Below are 19,757 nucleotides of genomic sequence, written 5' to 3'. Positions count from 1 at the left end.
ATGTGGGCCTGGTACACCGCCGACGACAAACGGTCCGCCACCGCCATCGCCGCCCTGATCGTCGCCATGATCATCACCGCCGAAGCCGCCGTCCCGGTCGCCGGCGGGATGGTGGCAATGCTGCTGACCGGCGGCGGGCTGATCACATCGCCGCCAGGTCGCTGGCCGGCGATCATCGCTGGGGTCCTGGCCGACCCAGCCGACCCGGCCCACGCCTTCGGGGCAGTGTTCCCAGTGTGGCTGTACTGGACCGTGACGGTCCTGCTCGGCGTGGGCGTGCTGGTGGCGGGGTGCTGGGCGGGGCGGGTGTTCTACCGGCTGACGGCGCCGACCGGGACCGGGTTCGCCACCCGCGCCCACGTGGCGCGGGAACTGTCCCCGGCGGCGTGCCGGCGCCGCGCCAAGATCACCAGGCCGGACCTGACCCGGCGGGGCCGGGCCCGGGCCGCGGCCGGGCAGGTCGGGATCCCACTCCACCAGGCCCCCGTCACCGGGGCATCGTTGTGGTTGCCGTTGGAGAACGCGACCGGGGTGATCGCCCCCCAACAGTCCGGGAAAACGCTCACCGACCTGATCCACAAGGTTCTCCACGCCCCCGCGGGCCTGATGGTCACCTCCACCAAACTTGACCTGTTCCTGCTCACCGCCAGCGCCCGCCAACGGACCGGATCCAGAGTGTGGCTGCTCGACCTGACCGGCGCCGCCACCTGGCCCACCATCGTGCGCTGGTCCCCGATCCACGGGTGTACCACGGTGAAGGCGGCGAAACGCCGCGCCCAGGCCCTCGTCCACGCCACCACCGGCGGCAACTCGGATGACTCGGGGAATCATCGGTTCTTCGAACGCCGTGCCGTCGACGTCCTCACCGCCTACCTGCTCGCCGCCGCGCTCTCCGGCGCGTCGATCCCCGAGTTCGTCGGCTGGTGCCAGAACGACACCAACACCGACGCCGCCGACATCCTGCGCCAGCACCCCGATTTGGCCGCGGTCCGGCGCACCCTGTTGCAGGCGCAGACCGTGGTCGACGAAACCCGGTCCGGGATCTGGGAAACCCTTCGCGACGCCATCGGCTGCCTTACCGACCCCGACCTCGCCCGCACCACCCTCCCCCACCCCGAACAGCCCGGCTTCGACCCGGCCACGTTTATCCGGGCCGGCGGCACCCTGTACGTGGTCGGGTCCGACGACGACGCCGCCGCCCAAGCCCCCCTGATCACCGCCTTCGTCCAAGACGTCCTCGACACCGCCCGCCGACTCGCCCTCACCGACATTCCCACGACCGGCCGGGAACGGCTCACCCCACCCTTCACCGCCGTCCTCGACGAAGTCGCCTCCATCTGCCCACTGCCCGACCTGCCCGACACCCTGTCCGACTCCGCCGGCCGCGGCGTCCTCATCCACTACGCCCTGCAATCCCCCGCCCAAGCCCAGCAACGGTGGGGCAAAGCCGCCAACACCCTGTTCGACAACACCACCGCCCTCACCATCCTCGGCGGCCTCAAATCCGAAGACACCCTGAAATGGGCATCACTCCTCGTCGGCCGCCGCCTCGAAGAACGCTCCAGCCGGCAAACCGGACGTGGTCTCGGCCAACCCGACAGCCGACACATCGGACACGAACGCGTCGACATCCTCGAACCCGCCGCCATCCGCCAAATCCCCCGCGGCCGGGCCCTGCTCATCCACCGCACCACGCCCGCCCTCATCGTCACCCTCATCCCCGCCTGGACCCGACCCGACTGGACCCAACTCCACACCGACGCCACCCGGCTCCGACACCAAACCACCAGCCACACCACCGAACCGGCACCGCCCAAGATCGAGCTCGCCACCGGACCACGGCAGCGCGAGGCGGCGGCATGACCCAACCGCCACCCGACGACGACTTCCCGGACGAGCCCGCTGAGCCGGTCGACTTCTTCGGCCGACCCACCAACCCGGGAGACCCGAGCGGGCAGGACGACCCGGGAGTGGCGGAGCTGCGGCGGGAGGTCGCCGAACTGCGGGACCTGGTCGGTGAACAGGCCCGCGCCCTGGAAGCCGTCGACAGTGTCCTCGGCAAACTCCTCGACCCGCGCGACGGCACCCCACGACCCGCACCGTGGTGCTGGCACCAACCGCCACCCACCCACAGCGTCGACATCCTCCCCACCTGGGTCGCCTGGTTCAACACCCGCTACGCCCCACCCGACCACACCCGCCGGATCCCCTACTGCTGGGAGCAGCACGGCGGCCTCGCCGCCGAAATCGCCACCCTCGCCCACTCCTGGCAACGCGCCTTCAACGACACCAAAGCCAACACCGACGCCGCCCAAATGTGGCACGACCGCTGGCTCCCCGGCTTCCAACAACGCCTCCGCACCTGGATCCCGGCCGACTGCCTCGACGGCACCCACAAAGACACCCGACACTGAACCCCGGCCGCGGCCCGGGATCCCCTTGGAAAGGACGACGGACATGGCAGCCGGCACCCCCCCCCGTACCCGGCGGAGACCGGTCCAGGTCGCACGGTTCGGGTTCGACCACGGCTGGCTGTGCCTCAACCCCACCTTCCTCAACCTCCAACTCCCCGTCCTGATCATCGACCACCATCTGCTGCCCGAACCCGAACTGCTCGGACTGGAACCGTTCGGCAGCCGCAACCCCGTCCAGCCCCTCCCCGACACCACGATCGTCATCCAGGCGCACCCCGGCGCCATGATCAGCCTGTGGAACCACACCCACACCCGCCCCGGCCAGCTCGTCTGCTGGCACCGGGCCGAACGGGACCAACCCCGCTGGTCCCTACAGGACACGACGGCCTCCGCTGTGGTGATCGTCGGCGACACCCACCGCATCCAGCTCTCCTGGGCCGCCCTCTGGGACGGCCACATCGGACGGGCACAACTGATCGACCCGACCCAACCGCGGCCAGGTGAGCCGGCCGGCACGAATGGGCAGGCCCGCTCGGGGACCGGCGCTTGCTCGGCGTGACAGGGTCTCGGCGTCCCGGCGGTGGCATGGCAGGCTGGGGTCATGGTCGGCATCGGTGAGCGGGTCGCGGCCTACCGCCGCCGGCGCGGCCTGTCCCAGGTCACCCTGGCCGGGCTCGTCGGCCGGTCCGAATCCTGGCTATCGCAGGTCGAACGCGGCCGCCGCGACATCGACAGCCTCACCGTCATCCGCCACCTCGCCGTCGCCCTCGAAGTGCCCGCCGACGCCCTGATCGGAGTCGACCTCCCCGCCCCTGCGCACGGCGCCGGCCACGCGGCCACCGGCGCGCTCCGCGCCTACGTCGACGGCTACCACCAGCTGCTGACCGCACCGCAGACCCCGGACACCACGGCGGCCGAGTTGCTCGCCGCCGCCGAGGAGCTCAACGGCTCCTACCAGGCCGCCCGATACGACGAAGCCCTCACCCGGTGCCCGCCACTGCTCGCCGCCGTCGACGCACTCACCCACACCCGGGTCGGACCGGCCGAGGTCCACGCCTACGTGTCGCTGTATGTGGTGGCCGCGAAAATCCTGCACCGGATCGGCGAAAGCCGGCTCGCCGCACTCGCCGCCGACCGGGCCGCGACCATGGCCGCCCGGCCCGGCGCCACCGGACTCGACCGCGGCCTCGCCGCCCGCGAAGTGGTCGGCGGCCTCCTCTACACCGGACAAACCCCAGCAGCCGAAGCGCTCGCCGTCGACATGGCCGCCAGCCTCGAAACCGACCCCGACGCCAACACCCCCGACCTAGTCAGCCTCCGCGGCTCCCTCCTGCTCCTCGCCGCCGTGATCGGCGCCCGCCGCACCGACCGTCACGCCGCACTCGACCGGCTCAACCAAGCCGAGCAACTCGCTACGCGCCTCGGCCACGACGGCAACCACGCCTGGACCGCATTCGGCCCCACCAACGTCGCCATCCACGCCGTCTCCATCGCCGCCGAACTCGGCGACGCCGGCGAAGCGATCCGACTATCCCACCAGGTCGACCCGGCCGACCTGCCGTCAGGACTGGTCGGACGCCGGGCACAACTACACCTCGACCTCGCCTGGGCCTGCACCCAACAGCGCCGCGACGCCGAAGCCGTCCTCCAGCTCCTCGAAGCCGAACACCTCGCACCCCAACTCATCCGGTTCAACCCCGTCGTCCGCGACACCATCACCGATCTCCTCGGCCGCAGCCGTGGCACCACCGGCATCCTCCACGACCTCGCCATCCGCGCAGGCGTCCTCACCTGACCGCCCGACATGACCCAACCCCAAACCCCCGACATACCCAGCGCGGCCGCCAATTCGGTTGGGCATGTCGCCCTCGTCGTTACCGCTGCCCCACTCGCCCGACACACCCGCGACGCCTATGACCTGCTCCGCGAGGCCGGCTGGACCGTCACCATCTGCCCCACCGCCGACGCCCATGGCTGGATCGTCGACCCACCACTCAGCCAAGACTTCCTGTCCGGCCGGATCCGGCCCGACGCCGTCATCTGCTGCCCGGCCACCTTCAACACGCTCAACAAGTGGGCGGCCGGCATCAACGACAGCCCCCCGCTCGGCGTCCTCAACGACGCGATCGGGCTCGGAACACCACTCCTCGCCGTCCCCATGATCGGCGAACGACTCGGCCGACACCCCGTCTGGCCCGCCACGCTCACCTTCCTGACCGCCGCCCGGGTCGACCTGCTCGACCCCGTCACCGGACAACCCACCCGCACCCCCAGCTGCATCGTCTCCGGCACCGGAGACGACGTCGCCGACCAGTTCGACCACCAGGTCCTCCTGCACTGGCTGACGCAGGCAACACGCCAAGCCAGACGCACCGACTAACACCCGAGGCGCTGGACCCGGCCGCAATCCCATGCGGGTAGTACCAGAGTACGGGTCGCTCGCCGCTGGTTGCCTCACCATCGACCACATGGCCGCACAGCCAGGCATCCCGGCACCAGCCGCCTCCAGGCCGCGTCTCGCGCCACAAGGCGACACGCCAGACACGGCAGACACGGCACCAGCAAGAGCCAGGCCCAACCCGGAACTACTGCGACACCTCGTCAGCTACGAATACCGCTCCATGGTGATCCGGCAACTCCAGATCACCGTGGAATGGCAGTCGATCGAATGGCTCGACCTGGCCGCCTGCCGGGACAGCGACGCAGCCACACAACAGGCCTGCCGCCGCTGCCCCGTCCGCGCCCCCTGCCTCGCCGCGGCGATCGCCATCGACGACCCAGCCCAATGGCGCGGTGGCGTCACCCGCGACGAACGAATCGTCCTCTGGGAACAACTCGAAACAGCTTTCCAGAATCTGCGTGACCTCGAGTTCACCCACCTCGACCGACTCGTCGATGGTCGAAGCGCCGGCTGAGCCGCCGTTACCGATGCGCGCGACACCCGCCAGCGCACATTCGGGCCGGTGGTTTCAGCGCGGCACCGTAGGTCGCCCCTTCAACGCGAATCATCGCGGGCGGGTCATACGGGATCGTGACCTCGTGTCAACTGATGATCTCCACTAGCCGACCTGACGGGCTCGCCCCGAGCGCCATCAGCTGCAGCCCGTCACCGGCGAAGATCCCGCCCTTCCAACGGCCGTCGCGGTCGACGATGAGCGTCACAGCCCGCGCACCGACCCCTTGTGCGTGCTCCGCACGACCGACGCCTTGTGCTCCGCACGACCGACCCCTTGGGCGTGCTCCGCCCGACCGACCGTGTGACGCACGCCGTGGTGCGACGGCCCGGTGCGCCATTCGGGGCTCCGCCATCGAGGACAAGATCATGACCGATTGACGGACGGGTCGGGGCCGACAAGCTCTCCTACGTCAAAGGCGGAGCCGAGCCTTCGACCCGTGCTGTCTGCTGGGGTCCAAACGGGCGCATGATGTGCGAATGGCGCACTCGATCGTTCCCGACCAGACAGAGGCGCTCGCCACCGGCTGGGAGCCGGACCTGCCGCCGTCGGACACGCTGGTCCGGCGGGCCGTCCTCGTGCACGCGTCGTGGGCGCTGGCCGTTGCGGAGTCACTTGGAAAGCCGGCCAGGCGCACCGATCGCTGGGCTGGAGGCCTCGTCGGCCATCGCGGCGAGCTGACCAACCCGGTGGTGGTGACCCAGCCGATGGACGCCGCGGGATTCGCCCAAGTGCTCTCCGAGGTCGCAACCGTGCTGCCCGCGGACGTGCCGTTCTTTCTGGTGAGCCCCTTCCCGACCCCCGACCTTCGAGGACACGGCCTGGTTCGGATCGGGCACCCTCCACTGATGGTGCGGTTCCCAGGGGGTGAGAACCCGCGCCTCCCCGCCGGCATCCAGCTGCGCGAGGTGAGCGACGCCGACGACCTCGCGATTGCCGAGCGCGTGCTCGTCGAGGGCTACCCCATGCCCGACCTCCAGCCGCTGACCCCGGGCGACATCCTCGCGCCGCCGATCCTTAATGGTCCGACTCGGATCTGGATGGCCTCGCTGGACGGCGAGCCGGCGGCCGTCGCTGCCGCGCACGTGGCGGCAGACGCCATCTTGGTGGAGTATGTGGCCGCGCTCCCGGCTGCCCGCGGTCGCGGTGCAGCCGCCGCCGCCACGTGGGCCGCGACCCTGAGCGAGCCGGCCCTTCCCGCGGTCCTGATCGCCAGCGACGACGGGCGGCCGCTGTACGAGCGGATGGGATACGTCGCAATCGAGCGCTGGACGGCCTGGATCCGGCCCCGGTCGCGCTGACCGTGGCGGCGCCAGCCCGACATAACTGACGCGGTGGCATGGGCATTGACTCGACCGGGCCCAGCCGGCTGTCGCGGGAGGCCGGCCGTCGTCGTACTCCCTGACGGCTATGGCCATGTCCCGGACCAGCCGACGGTGCCACCGCTCTTGTGCGGCGACGTCGTCGATCAGCATGTGACAATCCGGGCGCGCCGTTTTATCGCGGACACGTCCATGGTGTCCCTCCTTGACGGGACCGCTTCGGCCATCGCGTGCGTCCCGCACAACGGTCGACGGAGAAGGCGTACCACTGGTCGGCGATGTTCGCGTCGTGGACCAGGTCACGGAACCGGCGGAAGGCACCCGTGCCGTGGATCGCCCGATCCAGCCGGTCACGAAGGCCTGTCTCTCGCTGCCGCTGGGCGAAGTCGGCCATGTCCTGCCATCCGTCCCGCGAGCCGATGCGGTCGAACCGGAGCCATCGGTCGGGGTCCTCCTCGACATCGATGGCGGCATCCTCCCCGACGATCGTCGGGTCAGAGGCGGAATCGCCGAACACCTCTCCGGTGTGGAGGTCAACATAACCCCCGCTCGACAGGCTGACATCGCCCTCCATCTCCAGACTCAGCATCTCGAGATCGACCGACACGGCCAGCCCCGGCAATGGCTCACGACGCATCCAAGCGAGCAAGTCCTCTGCCAGTACCTGGTCGCCGGGTCCGCCCCGCCACGTGAGCCGGTTGATCACCGACAACGCCACCGATTCAGCTTGGTCCCGCCGTTGCTGCAGCGCCATCGGCACCCCCGCCCCCACCTGTTGCAGGACATCGTCGACGTCGCATCCCGTCAGCACGGCCAGGAATCGAGCAGCATCGTTGCCCGCAATCGATTCGCGCAAAGCGCCCAGATCCAGTGCCGGCAACTGGCCCCGGGCGGGCCAGGCGTGAATCAGCATCGGGTGCGGCTGGCTCGGTTTCCGCGGTGGCCGGCTCTCCCCGTCGTCGGACGCCCACCGGCGGCCGTACTGGTCCGGGATGGTTCCCCAGCCCCAGTACGGCAAGGGGGTCTCGGGGCGAATGCCCAGCGCCTCGACGGGGTCGATCTTCTCCTCCGCAATCTCGCACCGGTGCGTCCACGCATCACCGAGGTCGAACGTGAACTGGAACTCCGCTCCGGGCTCCAACACTTTGGCCACCTTGACCGACTCGATGTCCAGTGGAGCGCTGATGGGGCCGCCGACCCCTTCAGCCATTTCGGATCCCGTCGACTCGTCAGTGACTACCTGACCGTCGGCGAGAGTGAACATCGACAGATGCGATCGGTCCCAACGCCCGAACGCATCGTTGATCGCATCCGCGAGGTCCATGAAGGTGTGGGACGGCCCGACCGCGAAAATCCGACCAGGCCAAGGCCACAGCTCCTCGCCCCGACCGCCAAGTAACTCCACCGTCACCGACAACCACGTTCGTCCCATCCCCCGAGGATGGCACGCGGAGCCGGACACAACCGCCGGCCCGACACGCCGCAGTGTCGCAATCAACGGTCCCCTTGCGGAACGCCGCCCTTAACGAGTCCGTCTGCCCCGCTGGTGGAGTGCCGAGCACTCCAGGTCAGGGGTGTCTGCCCTGCAGCACACCCGCGCGATATCCCGTGGGCTGTCCGTATGGGCGACCTGTTAGGCGCTCCTCATTTGCAGCCCGGACGTTACGGGATCGGGGAGGTGGCCTGTACCGGATGATTGGTGGCGAGGCTGTGCCGGTCTGCTCTTGGTGGCAGATGCGGTGCTCCGCGGAGGACCATGTCTTGAACATGCTGTTGCGGTACATGACGATGGATCCACCGAGTCCGAATGCAATCTCCCGCTCGACAACGACCAGCAGCTTGAGCGCCCGAGGAGCACAGCCAGGTGCAGGTCCGGGTTGGCCGCGGTTGATCGGGTTCGCCGTTCAGCCAGTTCAGTCCTGACCTCTTGTTTGCTGCGGTACGGGTCGCTTTGGATATCGACGGGCCATCGGTGAAACGGTGGTCGTCGCGGGCTGGGGGCGGAACATCGACGCTGCGCCGGGATGTCCGGCCTCGGCAGCTCGCTTCAGCCACGGGGTTGCGCCCTCGAGATCGCGCGGAACAAGCCGATCCGCGAGCAGGATCCCCAGGCTGTACATTGCCTCGACATGGCCAGATTCGGCGGCCCGCTCATACCACCAGGCTGCCTCGTCCGGATCGGGCTTCGGTCTGTCGTCCAAAAGCTTGGCGATCTTGTAGGTGGCATCGCCGTCGCCTGCACAGGCGCGCCTGTAATACTCCCGAGCGGTCTCGACCGACTTCTTTGTGGCCTCTAGTCGCTCGGCCAGCTTGAGGCCATGACGGCGGATCGACGGCTCCGCGCCGATGCAGTCATCGACGAAGTCGCCGAGCATCTTTGCCACCGGATCGACCGACGAGGATTGGATCTTGCGTGCAACCCGCGTGACAGGATCCGTGGCGATTTCCAAGCCACCCGCGACGAAGTCCTCGATGCGGTTTCGGAGTTCGGAGGAGGTCATCAAATCCTCCTCCAGGGTGTCCCGGCTCTGGACTGCCTGGTAGACGCGTCTCAAACTCGCCCGTATCCCCCTAATGCGTCGGGGACGATCCAGCGACACAAGCACCTTGTCGATCGAATCCTCGGCACCTTGAATGTCGCCTGCTTTCACAAGGGCCAGCGCAAGCGCTGCTTGGGCGCCGGCCCAGTCGCTGTAGGAATCGACTTCCTGAAGGCCGCCGTAGGCGGCGACCGCGGCGGTGGCCCGCTCGACTGCCTCGGATACGTCGGCACGATCGTGTGCCGCCAGCGCAAACGCTTCCGCGATGTAATACAGCTGCTTCTCGTCCGGGAAGCCGATCAGGCCCCGTTGAGCCTCTTCGACCTCATCGTCGCCTGTTCGGGCCTCCAAGGTTTGCGTCAGTTCCCGCACCAGCGGCAGGTCTGGGATCCGTGCTGCAGCTCGCACCTTCGACGCTGCCGCCCAACTCGCCATCGGACCGTCCTGGGCGACTCGCGCAGCCAGACAAGCACTTGTCCACGCTCGGGAGGCATCACCGTTCCAGTACTGAACCAAGGACTCAAGATTGTAAATCCAAGCTCGCAACTCCGCGCGCATGCCATCCTCAGTACTGCCCGACATGGTGGGGGCGCCACGAAGCGCGTCGGCGGCCACATGGAGGTGGACCAGGGCCGCCTGCGGGTCGCCGAGGTCATGGCTGACCTTGCCTAACAGAACCTGCACTTTCGCATGAGTAGCGAACACGGACTCGCGGAGGTCGGCGTCACTCAGGCTCCATGGGTCCAAACGGAATGCGGAATCCTGAAGCAGAATTAGGTGTCCGAAGATCTCATCTACCGGCGTCGACGGGTAGGCGTGCACGAGGCGCTCCACCCGCTCTTCGAGTCGGGCCGGATCGGGTGGCTGGAATCGCATAGCCTGCCGGACCGCAATCATGGACAGACCTGGCAACAGCATCGGGTCGGCTGCACCGACGATGTCCTCCGTGCCTGTCCACAGCCTCAAAGTCGTGGAGGCGTCAGGTTGTTTGCGAGCCAGTTCGGCCACCACAGCGTCGAAGGCGGCCGGGAACTCATCCCTCAAGCGACGCACAATCTCCGCCTGCGGAGGCTTGTCACCCCGCTCGAGTTGGGCGATGTAGCCGCGGGAGATGCCGAGCCGTGCACCCAGCGCGGCTTGGGTGATTCCCCTGTTCGCGCGGAGCTCGCGCAGCAGCGACGAGAACACACGCCGATCCGGATCGAGGGATTGGGGCAGCGGTGCGGGCGGCCGACCTGTCTTCCTCCGTGAAGTAGCGGACACGCCTTGAGTGTAGACTAAAGTCACGAACTAAGTAACGCTTTACGGCTCATGACACCAGGTGCTATCGTCAGCGCAAGGCATCGGTGCTTACTAAGTTGCCGACTTTGGTCAAGGCCCGTGTGGGTCCGTAGGACGGGAAGAGCTTCCACCCTTGCCCAACTAGGAGGCGGGCTGATGACGATCCTCATTCGGGAACCCAAACCGAACCCTGATGACCACACCCCGGCTCTTCGCCGGATGAGTAGCGCGTGGCCTCGTTGGCTGTGGCGTTGGCTGGGCCGGGTCCTACTCGCGACGGCGGTCCTTGCCTGGCTTGTTTCTGGTGGTACGGACCCGTTAACACTCGCCAGCCTTTCCCGCCTGGCCGGTCTCCTGGCAAGCGTGCTCGTTTGCATAGGGATCGCTTTGATGGCCCGCATTCCGATGCTTGAGCGGGCGTACGGTCAGACCGAACTGGCCCGGATCCACGGTGCGGTCGGCATTGGGTTTGTCGCCGCCATGACCACCCACATCTTCCTTTTCGCCGCCGCGCTCCCGCCCAGCGGGCCGAGCGACGATGTGACGGAGTTGCTCAGGGTCGTCGGCATGACCTCGGTGCTGTCCCTTGCCGCCGTGGCCAGCGTGACCTTCCTGGTCGCAGCCGGTGCCTCTGCCCGACGCATTCGTGACAAGCTCGGCTACGAACGATGGCACCTGCTTCACGCGAGCGCCTACTTCGCGCTTGGCCTGGCAATCCCTCATGAACTGGCATTCGGTACCGCGATCCGCACGGCCTGGGGGCGCGCGTTCTTCGGCGGCTTGATTCTCACGGCCTACGCGCTGATCCTCGTCTTCCGACTCGGAGTGCCCACGTATCGGTACTGGGCCTACCGGCCCGAGTGCTACAGGGTCGAGCACGACAGCCAAGGCCACCAGACCTCTCTGTACATCCGCGGCGCGGCCGGGTGCCGCAAGAATCTCGGTCAGCTCGGCTATCGAAGCGGACACTTCGCCATCCTTCGATTCATGGTGCGAGGCCTGTGGGTCGAGGCACATCCGGGCTCGATCTCCGCCAGCCCCAAGTTCGATGAACTCCGGTTCACCTTCACCGACGAGGACCACCGGTGGTACGAAATGCTCCGCAACGCACCAGCCCCGGTCGTTCTGGAGGGACCCTTCGGCCGCCTCCACCGCGTAGATCTCACCGCGAAACTTGCTCTGTTCGCCGGCGGGATCGGCGTCACTCCGCTGCGAGCGATGCTGGAGGACCTCCCCCTGACCTCCGACGTAGTGTTCCTCTACCGAGTCAAGGACGACCTCACGGCCGCTCTCCGCGCGGAGGTGAACGAGCTGGCCGAATCACGCGGCGTTCGTCTCGTCTGGCTGGTCGGGCCGCGCGGAAAGTCCCACGGTGGCCCATCGTGGCTGCCCGCAGCATGCCAGCACTGCCGGACCGACGTCGACAACATGCTGCTGGAGATTCCTGACATCAAGGAACGGCAGTTGGTGATCGTCGGCCCCAAGACGTGGACGAACATCGTCCAACACGTCGCACTGGAGGCCGGAGTATCGAAGAAGCAAATCCAGATGGAACCATTCACCTGGTGAAGATCTGCCATCTCCTCCGGGCAGCTTCAAATACAGCACGGGACGCTGCGGCTCGAACTCGTGTGGATGGCGGTTGTAGCGAGAGCCGCGACCGACGAGTAAGGCATGCGGACCAGCTCCGCCAGTGTGGACGCCACGGCCGGCACAGGGCCCCCGAGCGACGCCAAAGCGCCCGTCGCCAGCGACCCAGCCAGCTCCGAATAGGTGTGGCTGCTAGGCACTACGGCTCGCGTCCAACATGGCCAGCATCATCGCGCATGCGCTTAATGGTTCTGGGCTGACGGTCCAGCGGTGCGTCGGCGCTTCCTGACCGATTCCGACGCGACCGTGGATCGGGGAGTGAGCAGGTCAGCCGTCAGTTCGCGGGTAGCGGGCGAAAGGTACCTGCTGCCCCGGTCGAGTTCGGTCTTGCAAGGTGCGCGTCGCACCAACGCGCGATCGACGAGCTGATCCAGCTTGGCGTAGGCGCGGAGCAGATCCGGGGGTCCATCGCGAGTGGGTTGTAGGAGTCGGGGCGACTTGCTGCTGCCCAGGCCACGGCGGGTAGAGCACCTCGGCGGAGGAGTCCCGCAGGACGGTCGCGCTGAGGGCACCTGCAGCGTCGGTCACCGGGCGCCAGCGGCCCGTGACCAACGGAGCATCCAGGGGACTCCTCTAGCGTCCACCTGAGGCAAACATCTCACGATGACGACCGGACACCGACGGTCCGAGGGCCGGGCCTCGGCGAGACGCGCGGCTTCAATCGAACAGGCCGCCTGCGAGCAGCCAACGGAGCAGCCGAGAGCGTGGACGATCACGCATGTCCTGCACTGAGCCGGATCCGGTCGAGAATGTCAATGGCCAGACTGGACGCCTCGTGCGCGACTCGTAATGCGCAGGTCACTCGAACTGTGCGCCGTGTCGGACATCTGTTGACGAGAATCTCAGTGACGCCCGCGCAGCTCCCAGGTTCCGCGGCCGTGTGTGCCGGCCACGATGCGGCCGTCCGGCGCGATGGTGAGATCCCATACCGTGACCGGCGGCAGCCCAGATCCCAGCGTCGACCATGACGCGTGTGTCGACTTGCTCACTGAAGCCGCGGCCACCGACGAAGATCGCGAGCTGACGAAGACGCCGACCTCGGTGCCGACGATCAGGCTCGAACCGCGAATCACCACCTTGTAAACCGGTGCATCCGGCAGGTTCCGGCTGACATCGGTCCACGACGCGCCGCCGTCGGTGGTCTCGAACACGTGTCCGACGCCGGCATCGGGAATCCAGCGCCGACTGTAGGAGCCGAACGACAGATAGGCATGGGCCGCGTTGACCGGATCCACCGCGATCGAGGTGATGTACCGGTTGGGCAGCTGGGGAGTCGTCAGTGGATGCCAGCCGCCCCCATAATTCGTGGCGATGCCGCGGGTGAACGGCGCCCCGGGGTCCGGGTTGCAGGGCCCACACCAACCGGCGTAGGTCACCGCACCGTTCGCGGCCATAGCGGTGATGGAATGGCCGGCGCCGGTGTCGTAGGCCTGCTTCCAGTCACAGGCGGACGCGTTGCACACCGTGTCCCAGGCCTTGTTGTCATCCCAGACGTACCGGCCGCCGGCCACCCAGTGGTCGGGGTTGGTGACGTCCTGTTCGATCGGGGCGATGAACCGCGGGCTCGGATCACAGTTCCTGGGCGGACTTGTTGCGGTCAGGCAGGACGGGGAGATCTCCCGCAGTGTCTGGACCGCCCCATCCGTGGTCAGGTACATATCGAGATACACGTACTCCTCGACCGCCTTATTGCCGTCGGCCGGGTCGACGATGGTGTCACCGCCGTCACCGGTGAAGGCTTGCTCGACCTGTGACATGTCCGTGCGGGTATAGGACTCGCCGTTGTCCTGCAAGCCACCCCAGTACGCGATCCCGTTCCCCACCCGGCCGGTGGCCACCGAATAGTTCTGCAGGGTGTAGAGGGTCGGATTGAGATTGGTCCACTGTCCCGGTTGATGCCAGCTCGCGGGACGGCGCCATGCACCGCCGTCACTGCCGGCCCAGAACTGCCCATTGACCAAAATGCCGGCGTGCTGGTCGGGGTGTGTCGTCATCGGGCAGTCGTACGGATTGCCGCTCGCCTCCTCACAGCTGACGTCGAAGTTCCAGTACGGGCCCACGGCTAGCCAAGTGGCACCACCGTCGGTGGACTCGAAGACCTCCTCCAGCTGGAGGTAGACGTGTCGACGGTCATTGGGGTCGGCGAGGATGTACTGGTTGTAGTCCGCTTGGACGCCCGGGTAATAGTTACTCTTCGAGTCCCCGAGTGCGGAGTCGGAGTTGTGGAGCTTGTCCACGTCCGCGATTCGCTGCCAGGGCCCCTCAGCCCGCCCACTCCGGGAGACGAAGGCGCCGCCGTCACCCCTCAAGTCGAGCGTCGTGGTGTCGGTCAGCACGGCATACAGCCAGCCGCCGGACGTCGACAGCGTTGTGCGGCCGATCGTGGCGGGATTGATCGCGCCGGTCGGAGTGATCTTGGTGAAGCTACGTCCAGAGCCGACGTAGAAGCCGTTGTACTCCGTCGCCGCCGGCTTCGAGTAACCCGCCCAACCCACCACGGCAAGGATCTGGCGCCCCTGGGTGCCCGGCAGCGCGATCACATCGGTGACCTCGCTACTCGGCGGGTAGTCCACCGGACCGGCCGGTTGCAGCACCGGCCGCCACGCAGCCGACCGCCGGGCGGCTGTCGAGCGGCGGTACAGCCCGTGGCTGGTCGCGGCGTAGACGTGGCCACGGATCCAGGCGATCCGGTGGATGCCGGCGCCGGACAACTCGGAGCCCCCCACTCGCTGCCAGATCGCCGATCCCCCGGCGAGGCGATAGATCCCGACCCCGTACTGGTTCTCGCTCGCGTTGTTGGCTTCGCCGGTGCCGACCCAGACCGAACCGTCCCGCGGGTCGGTGGCCAGCGCCCCGACGGCCAGTCGTGGCAGCCCACGGCCGATCGGCTGCCAGTGCGCGCCGGCATCGGAGGTCCGCCAGACGCCGCCGCTCGCGGCGCCGGCATACATGTAACGGCCCGCCGAGGTGAAGGCCGTCATTCGCCCGGTGACATGCTGCCAGCCGACGCCGAAGTTCGCCCCCCGGTCGACGGGATCGTTGAGGAACGGCTTATCCGTTACCTCACGCCACTGCCCGCCAGCGCCGGGCAGATTGCCGGCCGCTCGCGTGGCCGCCAGCAGACCGGCAGCCGGTGCCACCTCAGCAGGCGCGGCGGTGATCGACTGGTGGAAGTCGGCCCGGGCGGCGATAACGCCCGCCTCGTCTTCCTCCTCCTCGGTAGTCCGCTGGCTGGCCCGGACCCGCCCCGCCGAGCCGGTCGTCGCGGCCACACCCTTGTTCAGTATCGACTGCGGTGTTGGTTTGCCGCGAGGTCCCACCGCATTCGCCGGTGCCACCAGGGCCAGTGCCGCCAGGGCGAGGGGCACGGCCACGACGATGAAGCGACGATGGGAGCGTGTGATCATCAGCGATCTCCCCTCTGGCGCCGGCATCGTGGAACCGATCCCGGCGAGTCACGGTCGCCTCAACATCCACCCTCCGCGCAGACGATGTCAAGGGAAGGAACCATCGCTGCGCCGCCGACGAAAGACACGCCGCCCCCGCCCTCCGGCGCTTCTTGCAAGCTGGTCATGCGCTAGCCAGACTGCGAGCGAATCGGTACAGGCACATATCGGGACGCCCGGCGGACGCCTCACCATCGAGTCCCAACAACCGACCGGGCGCTGGACATATCTGCGTACCTGGCTGGCCCAGCTGCTTCAAGCCCCCCAGCAGACCCAAACAGGTTCCCGCAGGAGGGGACCGCATGCGGACACCGATCGATGGCCTTGGGTGATACTCGTCTACGTGTCCTGCCAAGCCATCGACCCACTCGTGCGAGGCGCTGTCATTGGGGCCTGGTCGCGGTGATCGTGCAGGTGCTGTTTGTTCAGGGCGGCGGCGCGGGCACGTACGACGACTGGGACGGCAGGTTGGTCGATAGCCTCCGCCGCGAACTCGGTGATGGCGTCGAGGTCCGGTACCCGCGGCTGCCCGACGAGGAAGCCCCCGACTACACCAGGTGGAGCCTGGCGATTCGGCGGGAGCTGGAGGCTCTCGACGACGGTGCGGCCGTCGTTGGCCACTCGGTGGGTGGCACGGTCCTCATCAACCTGCTCGCCAAGGAGCCACCGCCACGGCGTCTGGGGGCGATCGTGCTGGTCGCGGCTCCATTCCTGGGAGCGGGCGGCTGGCCGAGCGAGGACGTCCGAACCCCGGCGGACCTCGGCGCAAGGCTGCCGTCCGGAGTGCCGGTGCACCTGTTCCACGGGCTGCAGGATGAGACCGTGGCACCGTCGCACATCGACCTGTATGCCAGGGTCATTCCGCAGGCGCAGCTGCACCGGCTGCCCGGGCGTGACCACCAGCTGCGCGACGACCTGAGCGAGGTCGCGGCGGCGCTACAGACATGAAAAGGGGCCTCGGCCCTTTCGTCGCAGATCGGACGACCACTGCGTGCGTCCCGCACGGCCGACGTCTTGCGGAGATGCCCGGGGCGGATCAGCCGTGAGTTGCTGTCGATCTGTGTCACAGCCCTGACCAATGGGAACCCGCAGTTATCCGAGACGCCGGAGGGTTGTCTCGACAGCGCCTTCGACCTGGGCAGTCATGTTGGTCAGATCGATGGGGTGGCGGCCAGCGACCTGCTGACGGATCCACTTCCGTTGGTTGTCGTCATGGTGGAGCAGGGCATACAGATCCCACCGGGGATCGAGGGGCACGCCGGCGATCGACTCGTAGAGCGACCGAAGCTCCTCCGCCCAATCTGGCGAGTAGAGCGCCGCCAGGTACCGCCGGCAGTGCCCAATATCAATCGCGCGCGAGCCCCGATGGGTGCTGTTCCAGTCGGTCAGCCCCGTGATTCTGTTCCGCGACCACAGCAGGTTGACCGGCAGGAAATCACCGTGCAGAAAGACGGCAGTGTCCTCAGGCGGCGGTGCCGCCATGACAGCGAACGCCGCCTTCCACACCGCTGGCTTCTGTGCGCCGGCCGGCACCTGCAACTCGTCAAGAGCTGCGATCCATGAATCCGTCCACGGTCTGAACGCCTTCGCGGGGAGATTGAGGGAATGCAGCAGTGCAGCGATCTCCGCGATCCTCGTCATCCACGACCGAGGCTCCTCCGGGTTGAGTTGCACATGCCCCGGCAATCGTGTCATCAGCAACGCTGGCGCGCCCTCCGTCGACGCGCCAGCAACGTCGGTGGCGAGGATGCTGGAGACTGGGAGTCCGGTTCGCGCCACCACTCTGAGGTTGGCGACTTCCCTTTCCAGGCTCTCCTGAAGGTCGAGCCCGCGGGGGTACTGCCGTAGGACGACGAAAGTTCGCGCGCTACGTCGTTCGACGGTCACGCAATGCACGGCGGAGCTGACGCCACCGGTCATTCGACGATAGCCAACGACGCGACTGCCCGGACCCATCGACGCCGCGACCCAGGCGAGAGTCTCCTCGGAGGGCCGACGCCGCCTGAACACGCCATCCCTCCAGTCGCCGTCGGTCATGAGCGCGAGACTATTCGTCAGGAGACACCCGGCCCGTTGGAGTGTCCCGATAGATGCCGGAGGAAGGCGCTCCACTGCGCACCGAGCACCGACAGCGTGGCCCCGGGTGGCCGGCCCCAGTTGGCCACCGTCTCGCGAATACAAGGTGAGGCAATGAACCCGACTGCGCTGTAGAACGGGTCCGTCTTGGAGGCGCTGGACATGCGATGCTCAGGCTCGTGGCTGCCGCTGATGCTTCTGACGCCAGCTCGGCGACGCCGGGTCTGACCGATACCGAGCGTGCCGTCTACGGGCCGGCATCGGTTGAGGAGCTCCGCGAGTTTCTCAGTGTCTGGGCGGGTGATCGATTGGGGAGTCCCATCGCTGAGGTGTTGTTCCGCGCTGGCCGTATCGATGTGGTCTGGGGAGTCGAACTCGCCGACGGGCGCGCCGTCGTGATCAAGATCCACCGATCACCGGTTGACACCGACGCGCTCAAGGTCACCCATGAAGCTCAGCGGGTGCTAGCTGCTGCCGGGTTCCCGAGCGCGGCCCCCCTAATCGAGCCCGATCAACACGGTGGGCATGTGCTCACCGCGGAACCGCTGATCGTCGGACGGGCTCCGGATGGGCCAGACCCAGCCAGTCGGCTGCTGCTGGCCGATGGCATGGCCGGCCACATCCACCTTCTCCGCGACCAGGTGAGCATCATCAGGCGAGCTGGGCCGGGACCCTCATGGTGCCGCTACCAGAATGGACCATGGCCGATCCCACACGACACCCTGGTCGACTTCGGCGCAACACGACCGGGTTATGAGTGGCTTGACGACTTCGGTCAACGGGGCGCCGACCAGATCTTGCACAATCGCGATGCCAACCGCGTCGTGGTCGGACACGCCGACTGGTACGCCGGCAATACCGCCGCCGCTCGCGGGCAGCTTGTGGGCACCTTCGACTGGGAACTGCTCGCCGAAACCGAGGCCGTAATCGCAGGGTTCGCGGCATCTTGCTATGCCTCCAGCTCGACCGGTTCCGGCGGTTTGTCGAGCCCGCACGAAGTTGCCGCATTCATGCGCGACTACGACATCGCGCGCGGCCATCCGCTCAGCCCTCGGGAACAGCGCACCGCCGCCGCAGCAGCCGCGTGGATTGCTGCATTCAACGCCCGATGGCAGGTCGGGCTCATTCCACACGGCATCTCTGACGAAGCCACCATCGCCCGTGCACGCGACCTCGGAGAAGAGTTCCTTGCTCTGGCCTGGTAAGCGTCACAGCCCAACCAACGCATTCCTCGCCCACCAGACCGGGTTCGCCTACCCAAAGACACGTCAGCCCGCTTGAGGGTCGGCATCCGGGCGCTCTTGACGCACACGATGGCGGAGCGTCATGCCGAGAGGATGAATGAACTCTTGGTGGGATACACGCGCGTATCAACAGAGCAGCAAGATCTCACCGCACAACGAGACGCCCTCCATGGCCTCGGTGTCGGTGACGACCGCATCTACGTCGACCACGGCCTGACTGGCACTAACCGCGACCGACCCGGCCTCCAACTCGCCCTCGCCGCCTGCCGCTCCGGCGACACTCTCGTCGTCACCAAACTCGACCGCCTCGGCAGGTCCCTGCCGGACGCCCGCGACATCCTCACCGAACTCACGGCGAAGAACGTGCGGCTCAGCCTCGGCGGATCGATCCACGACCCGACCGACCCGGTCGGCCGGTTGTTGTTCAATGTCTTGGCCGATGGTGGCCGAGTTCGAGGCCGACCTGATCCGGATGCGGACCCGCGAAGGGATGGCTGTCGCCAGAGCCAAAGGCCACCTCCGAGGCAAGCAGCCCAAACTGACCGCGAACCAGGCCCGGCACCTGGTCGAGCTCGCGGACCTGGACACCTACAGCACTGCCGAGCTCGCCGAACTGTTCAGCGTCGGCCGCTCGACCATCTACCGAACCCTGCAACGCACCCGTCCGCCCGTCGCCGACCCTCACCGACCCTTCGCGGGACGCGCTGGATGACATCAGACCGGCGTCGCCGGGCATGGGACCCGACCACGCTAGCGCAGTCGGCGCGCGAGAGCGTGTTCTCGCTCAACGGTCGGCCTGCGCAATGCCGGTCAGCTCAACCGGCGAACGC

The 19,757-nt window shown here is 67.6% G+C and carries 15 protein-coding genes and 1 pseudogene; 12 read left to right on the top strand and 4 right to left on the bottom strand.

What is annotated here, in order from left to right; all coding sequences use genetic code 11:
* The 7 genes from ABD747_RS06475 (at nt 1) to ABD747_RS06445 (ending at nt 6,669) form a co-directional block, all read left to right on the top strand.
* Nucleotides 1-1,863, top strand: a complete 1,863-nt coding sequence (locus ABD747_RS06475; protein ID WP_344802581.1) for a type IV secretory system conjugative DNA transfer family protein — start codon at nt 1-3, stop codon at nt 1,861-1,863.
* On the top strand, nt 1,860-2,414 hold the full coding sequence (locus ABD747_RS06470; RefSeq protein WP_344802579.1) for a hypothetical protein: 555 nt from the start codon (nt 1,860-1,862) through the stop codon (nt 2,412-2,414). Before ABD747_RS06475 ends, ABD747_RS06470 begins: the two co-directional genes overlap by 4 nt.
* A 43-nt stretch (nt 2,415-2,457) precedes the next feature.
* On the top strand, nt 2,458-2,973 hold the full coding sequence (locus tag ABD747_RS06465; protein ID WP_344802577.1) for a hypothetical protein: 516 nt from the start codon (nt 2,458-2,460) through the stop codon (nt 2,971-2,973).
* A 42-nt stretch (nt 2,974-3,015) separates the two neighbouring features.
* A complete protein-coding gene (locus ABD747_RS06460) occupies nt 3,016-4,209 on the top strand; it encodes a helix-turn-helix domain-containing protein (protein ID WP_344802575.1) in 1,194 nt (397 codons plus the stop codon).
* 9 nt (nt 4,210-4,218) lie between these two features.
* The gene (locus ABD747_RS06455) at nt 4,219-4,794 is read left to right on the top strand and encodes a flavoprotein (RefSeq protein WP_344802573.1); all 576 of its coding nucleotides are present in this window, start codon (nt 4,219-4,221) and stop codon (nt 4,792-4,794) included.
* A gap of 88 nt (nt 4,795-4,882) precedes the next feature.
* Nucleotides 4,883-5,329: a WhiB family transcriptional regulator gene (locus tag ABD747_RS06450; protein WP_344802571.1), complete on the top strand. Its 447-nt coding sequence runs from the start codon at nt 4,883-4,885 to the stop codon at nt 5,327-5,329.
* Nucleotides 5,330-5,847: 518 nt separating this feature from the next.
* A complete protein-coding gene (locus ABD747_RS06445) occupies nt 5,848-6,669 on the top strand; it encodes a hypothetical protein (RefSeq protein WP_344802569.1) in 822 nt (273 codons plus the stop codon).
* Nucleotides 6,670-6,865: 196 nt separating this feature from the next.
* On the opposite strand, the gene ABD747_RS06440 is transcribed toward ABD747_RS06445, so the two are convergent.
* Both ABD747_RS06440 and ABD747_RS06435 read right to left on the bottom strand, forming a co-directional pair.
* Complete coding sequence (locus ABD747_RS06440; RefSeq protein ID WP_344802567.1) at nt 6,866-8,122, bottom strand: IS1096 element passenger TnpR family protein; 1,257 nt, start codon at nt 8,120-8,122, stop codon at nt 6,866-6,868.
* A gap of 481 nt (nt 8,123-8,603) precedes the next feature.
* Complete coding sequence (locus tag ABD747_RS06435) at nt 8,604-10,418, bottom strand: helix-turn-helix domain-containing protein (protein WP_344802565.1); 1,815 nt, start codon at nt 10,416-10,418, stop codon at nt 8,604-8,606.
* Nucleotides 10,419-10,667: 249 nt separating this feature from the next.
* Between ABD747_RS06435 and ABD747_RS06430 the strand changes: the two genes are divergently transcribed.
* Nucleotides 10,668-12,080, top strand: coding sequence for a ferric reductase-like transmembrane domain-containing protein (locus ABD747_RS06430; protein ID WP_344802563.1), 1,413 nt, complete (start codon nt 10,668-10,670; stop codon nt 12,078-12,080).
* Nucleotides 12,081-13,003: 923 nt separating this feature from the next.
* On the opposite strand, the gene ABD747_RS06425 is transcribed toward ABD747_RS06430, so the two are convergent.
* The gene (locus ABD747_RS06425; protein WP_344802561.1) at nt 13,004-15,568 is read right to left on the bottom strand and encodes a beta propeller repeat protein; all 2,565 of its coding nucleotides are present in this window, start codon (nt 15,566-15,568) and stop codon (nt 13,004-13,006) included.
* Between the two features lie 453 nt (nt 15,569-16,021).
* Between ABD747_RS06425 and ABD747_RS06420 the strand changes: the two genes are divergently transcribed.
* Nucleotides 16,022-16,555: an alpha/beta fold hydrolase gene (locus tag ABD747_RS06420; protein ID WP_344802559.1), complete on the top strand. Its 534-nt coding sequence runs from the start codon at nt 16,022-16,024 to the stop codon at nt 16,553-16,555.
* 144 nt (nt 16,556-16,699) lie between these two features.
* On the opposite strand, the gene ABD747_RS06415 is transcribed toward ABD747_RS06420, so the two are convergent.
* Nucleotides 16,700-17,644: a phosphotransferase family protein gene (locus ABD747_RS06415; RefSeq protein WP_344802557.1), complete on the bottom strand. Its 945-nt coding sequence runs from the start codon at nt 17,642-17,644 to the stop codon at nt 16,700-16,702.
* Nucleotides 17,645-17,862: 218 nt separating this feature from the next.
* Between ABD747_RS06415 and ABD747_RS06410 the strand changes: the two genes are divergently transcribed.
* From ABD747_RS06410 to ABD747_RS06400, 3 genes and pseudogenes are all read left to right on the top strand, one after another.
* Nucleotides 17,863-18,888, top strand: a complete 1,026-nt coding sequence (locus ABD747_RS06410) for an aminoglycoside phosphotransferase/kinase family protein (RefSeq protein WP_344802555.1) — start codon at nt 17,863-17,865, stop codon at nt 18,886-18,888.
* 108 nt (nt 18,889-18,996) lie between these two features.
* A pseudogene (locus ABD747_RS06405) lies at nt 18,997-19,305 on the top strand (recombinase family protein); the annotation flags it as partial.
* Between the two features lie 61 nt (nt 19,306-19,366).
* Nucleotides 19,367-19,639, top strand: coding sequence for an ECF-type sigma factor (locus ABD747_RS06400; protein WP_344802884.1), 273 nt, complete (start codon nt 19,367-19,369; stop codon nt 19,637-19,639).
* Nucleotides 19,640-19,757: the final 118 nt, after the last annotated feature.

Source organism: Microlunatus ginsengisoli (assembly GCF_039537205.1).
In the GTDB taxonomy this organism is placed as follows: Bacteria; Actinomycetota; Actinomycetes; order Propionibacteriales; family Propionibacteriaceae; genus Microlunatus; species Microlunatus ginsengisoli.
The sequence above is the reverse complement of the archived record's forward strand: the minus strand, read 5'-3'. Positions and strand labels throughout refer to the sequence as shown.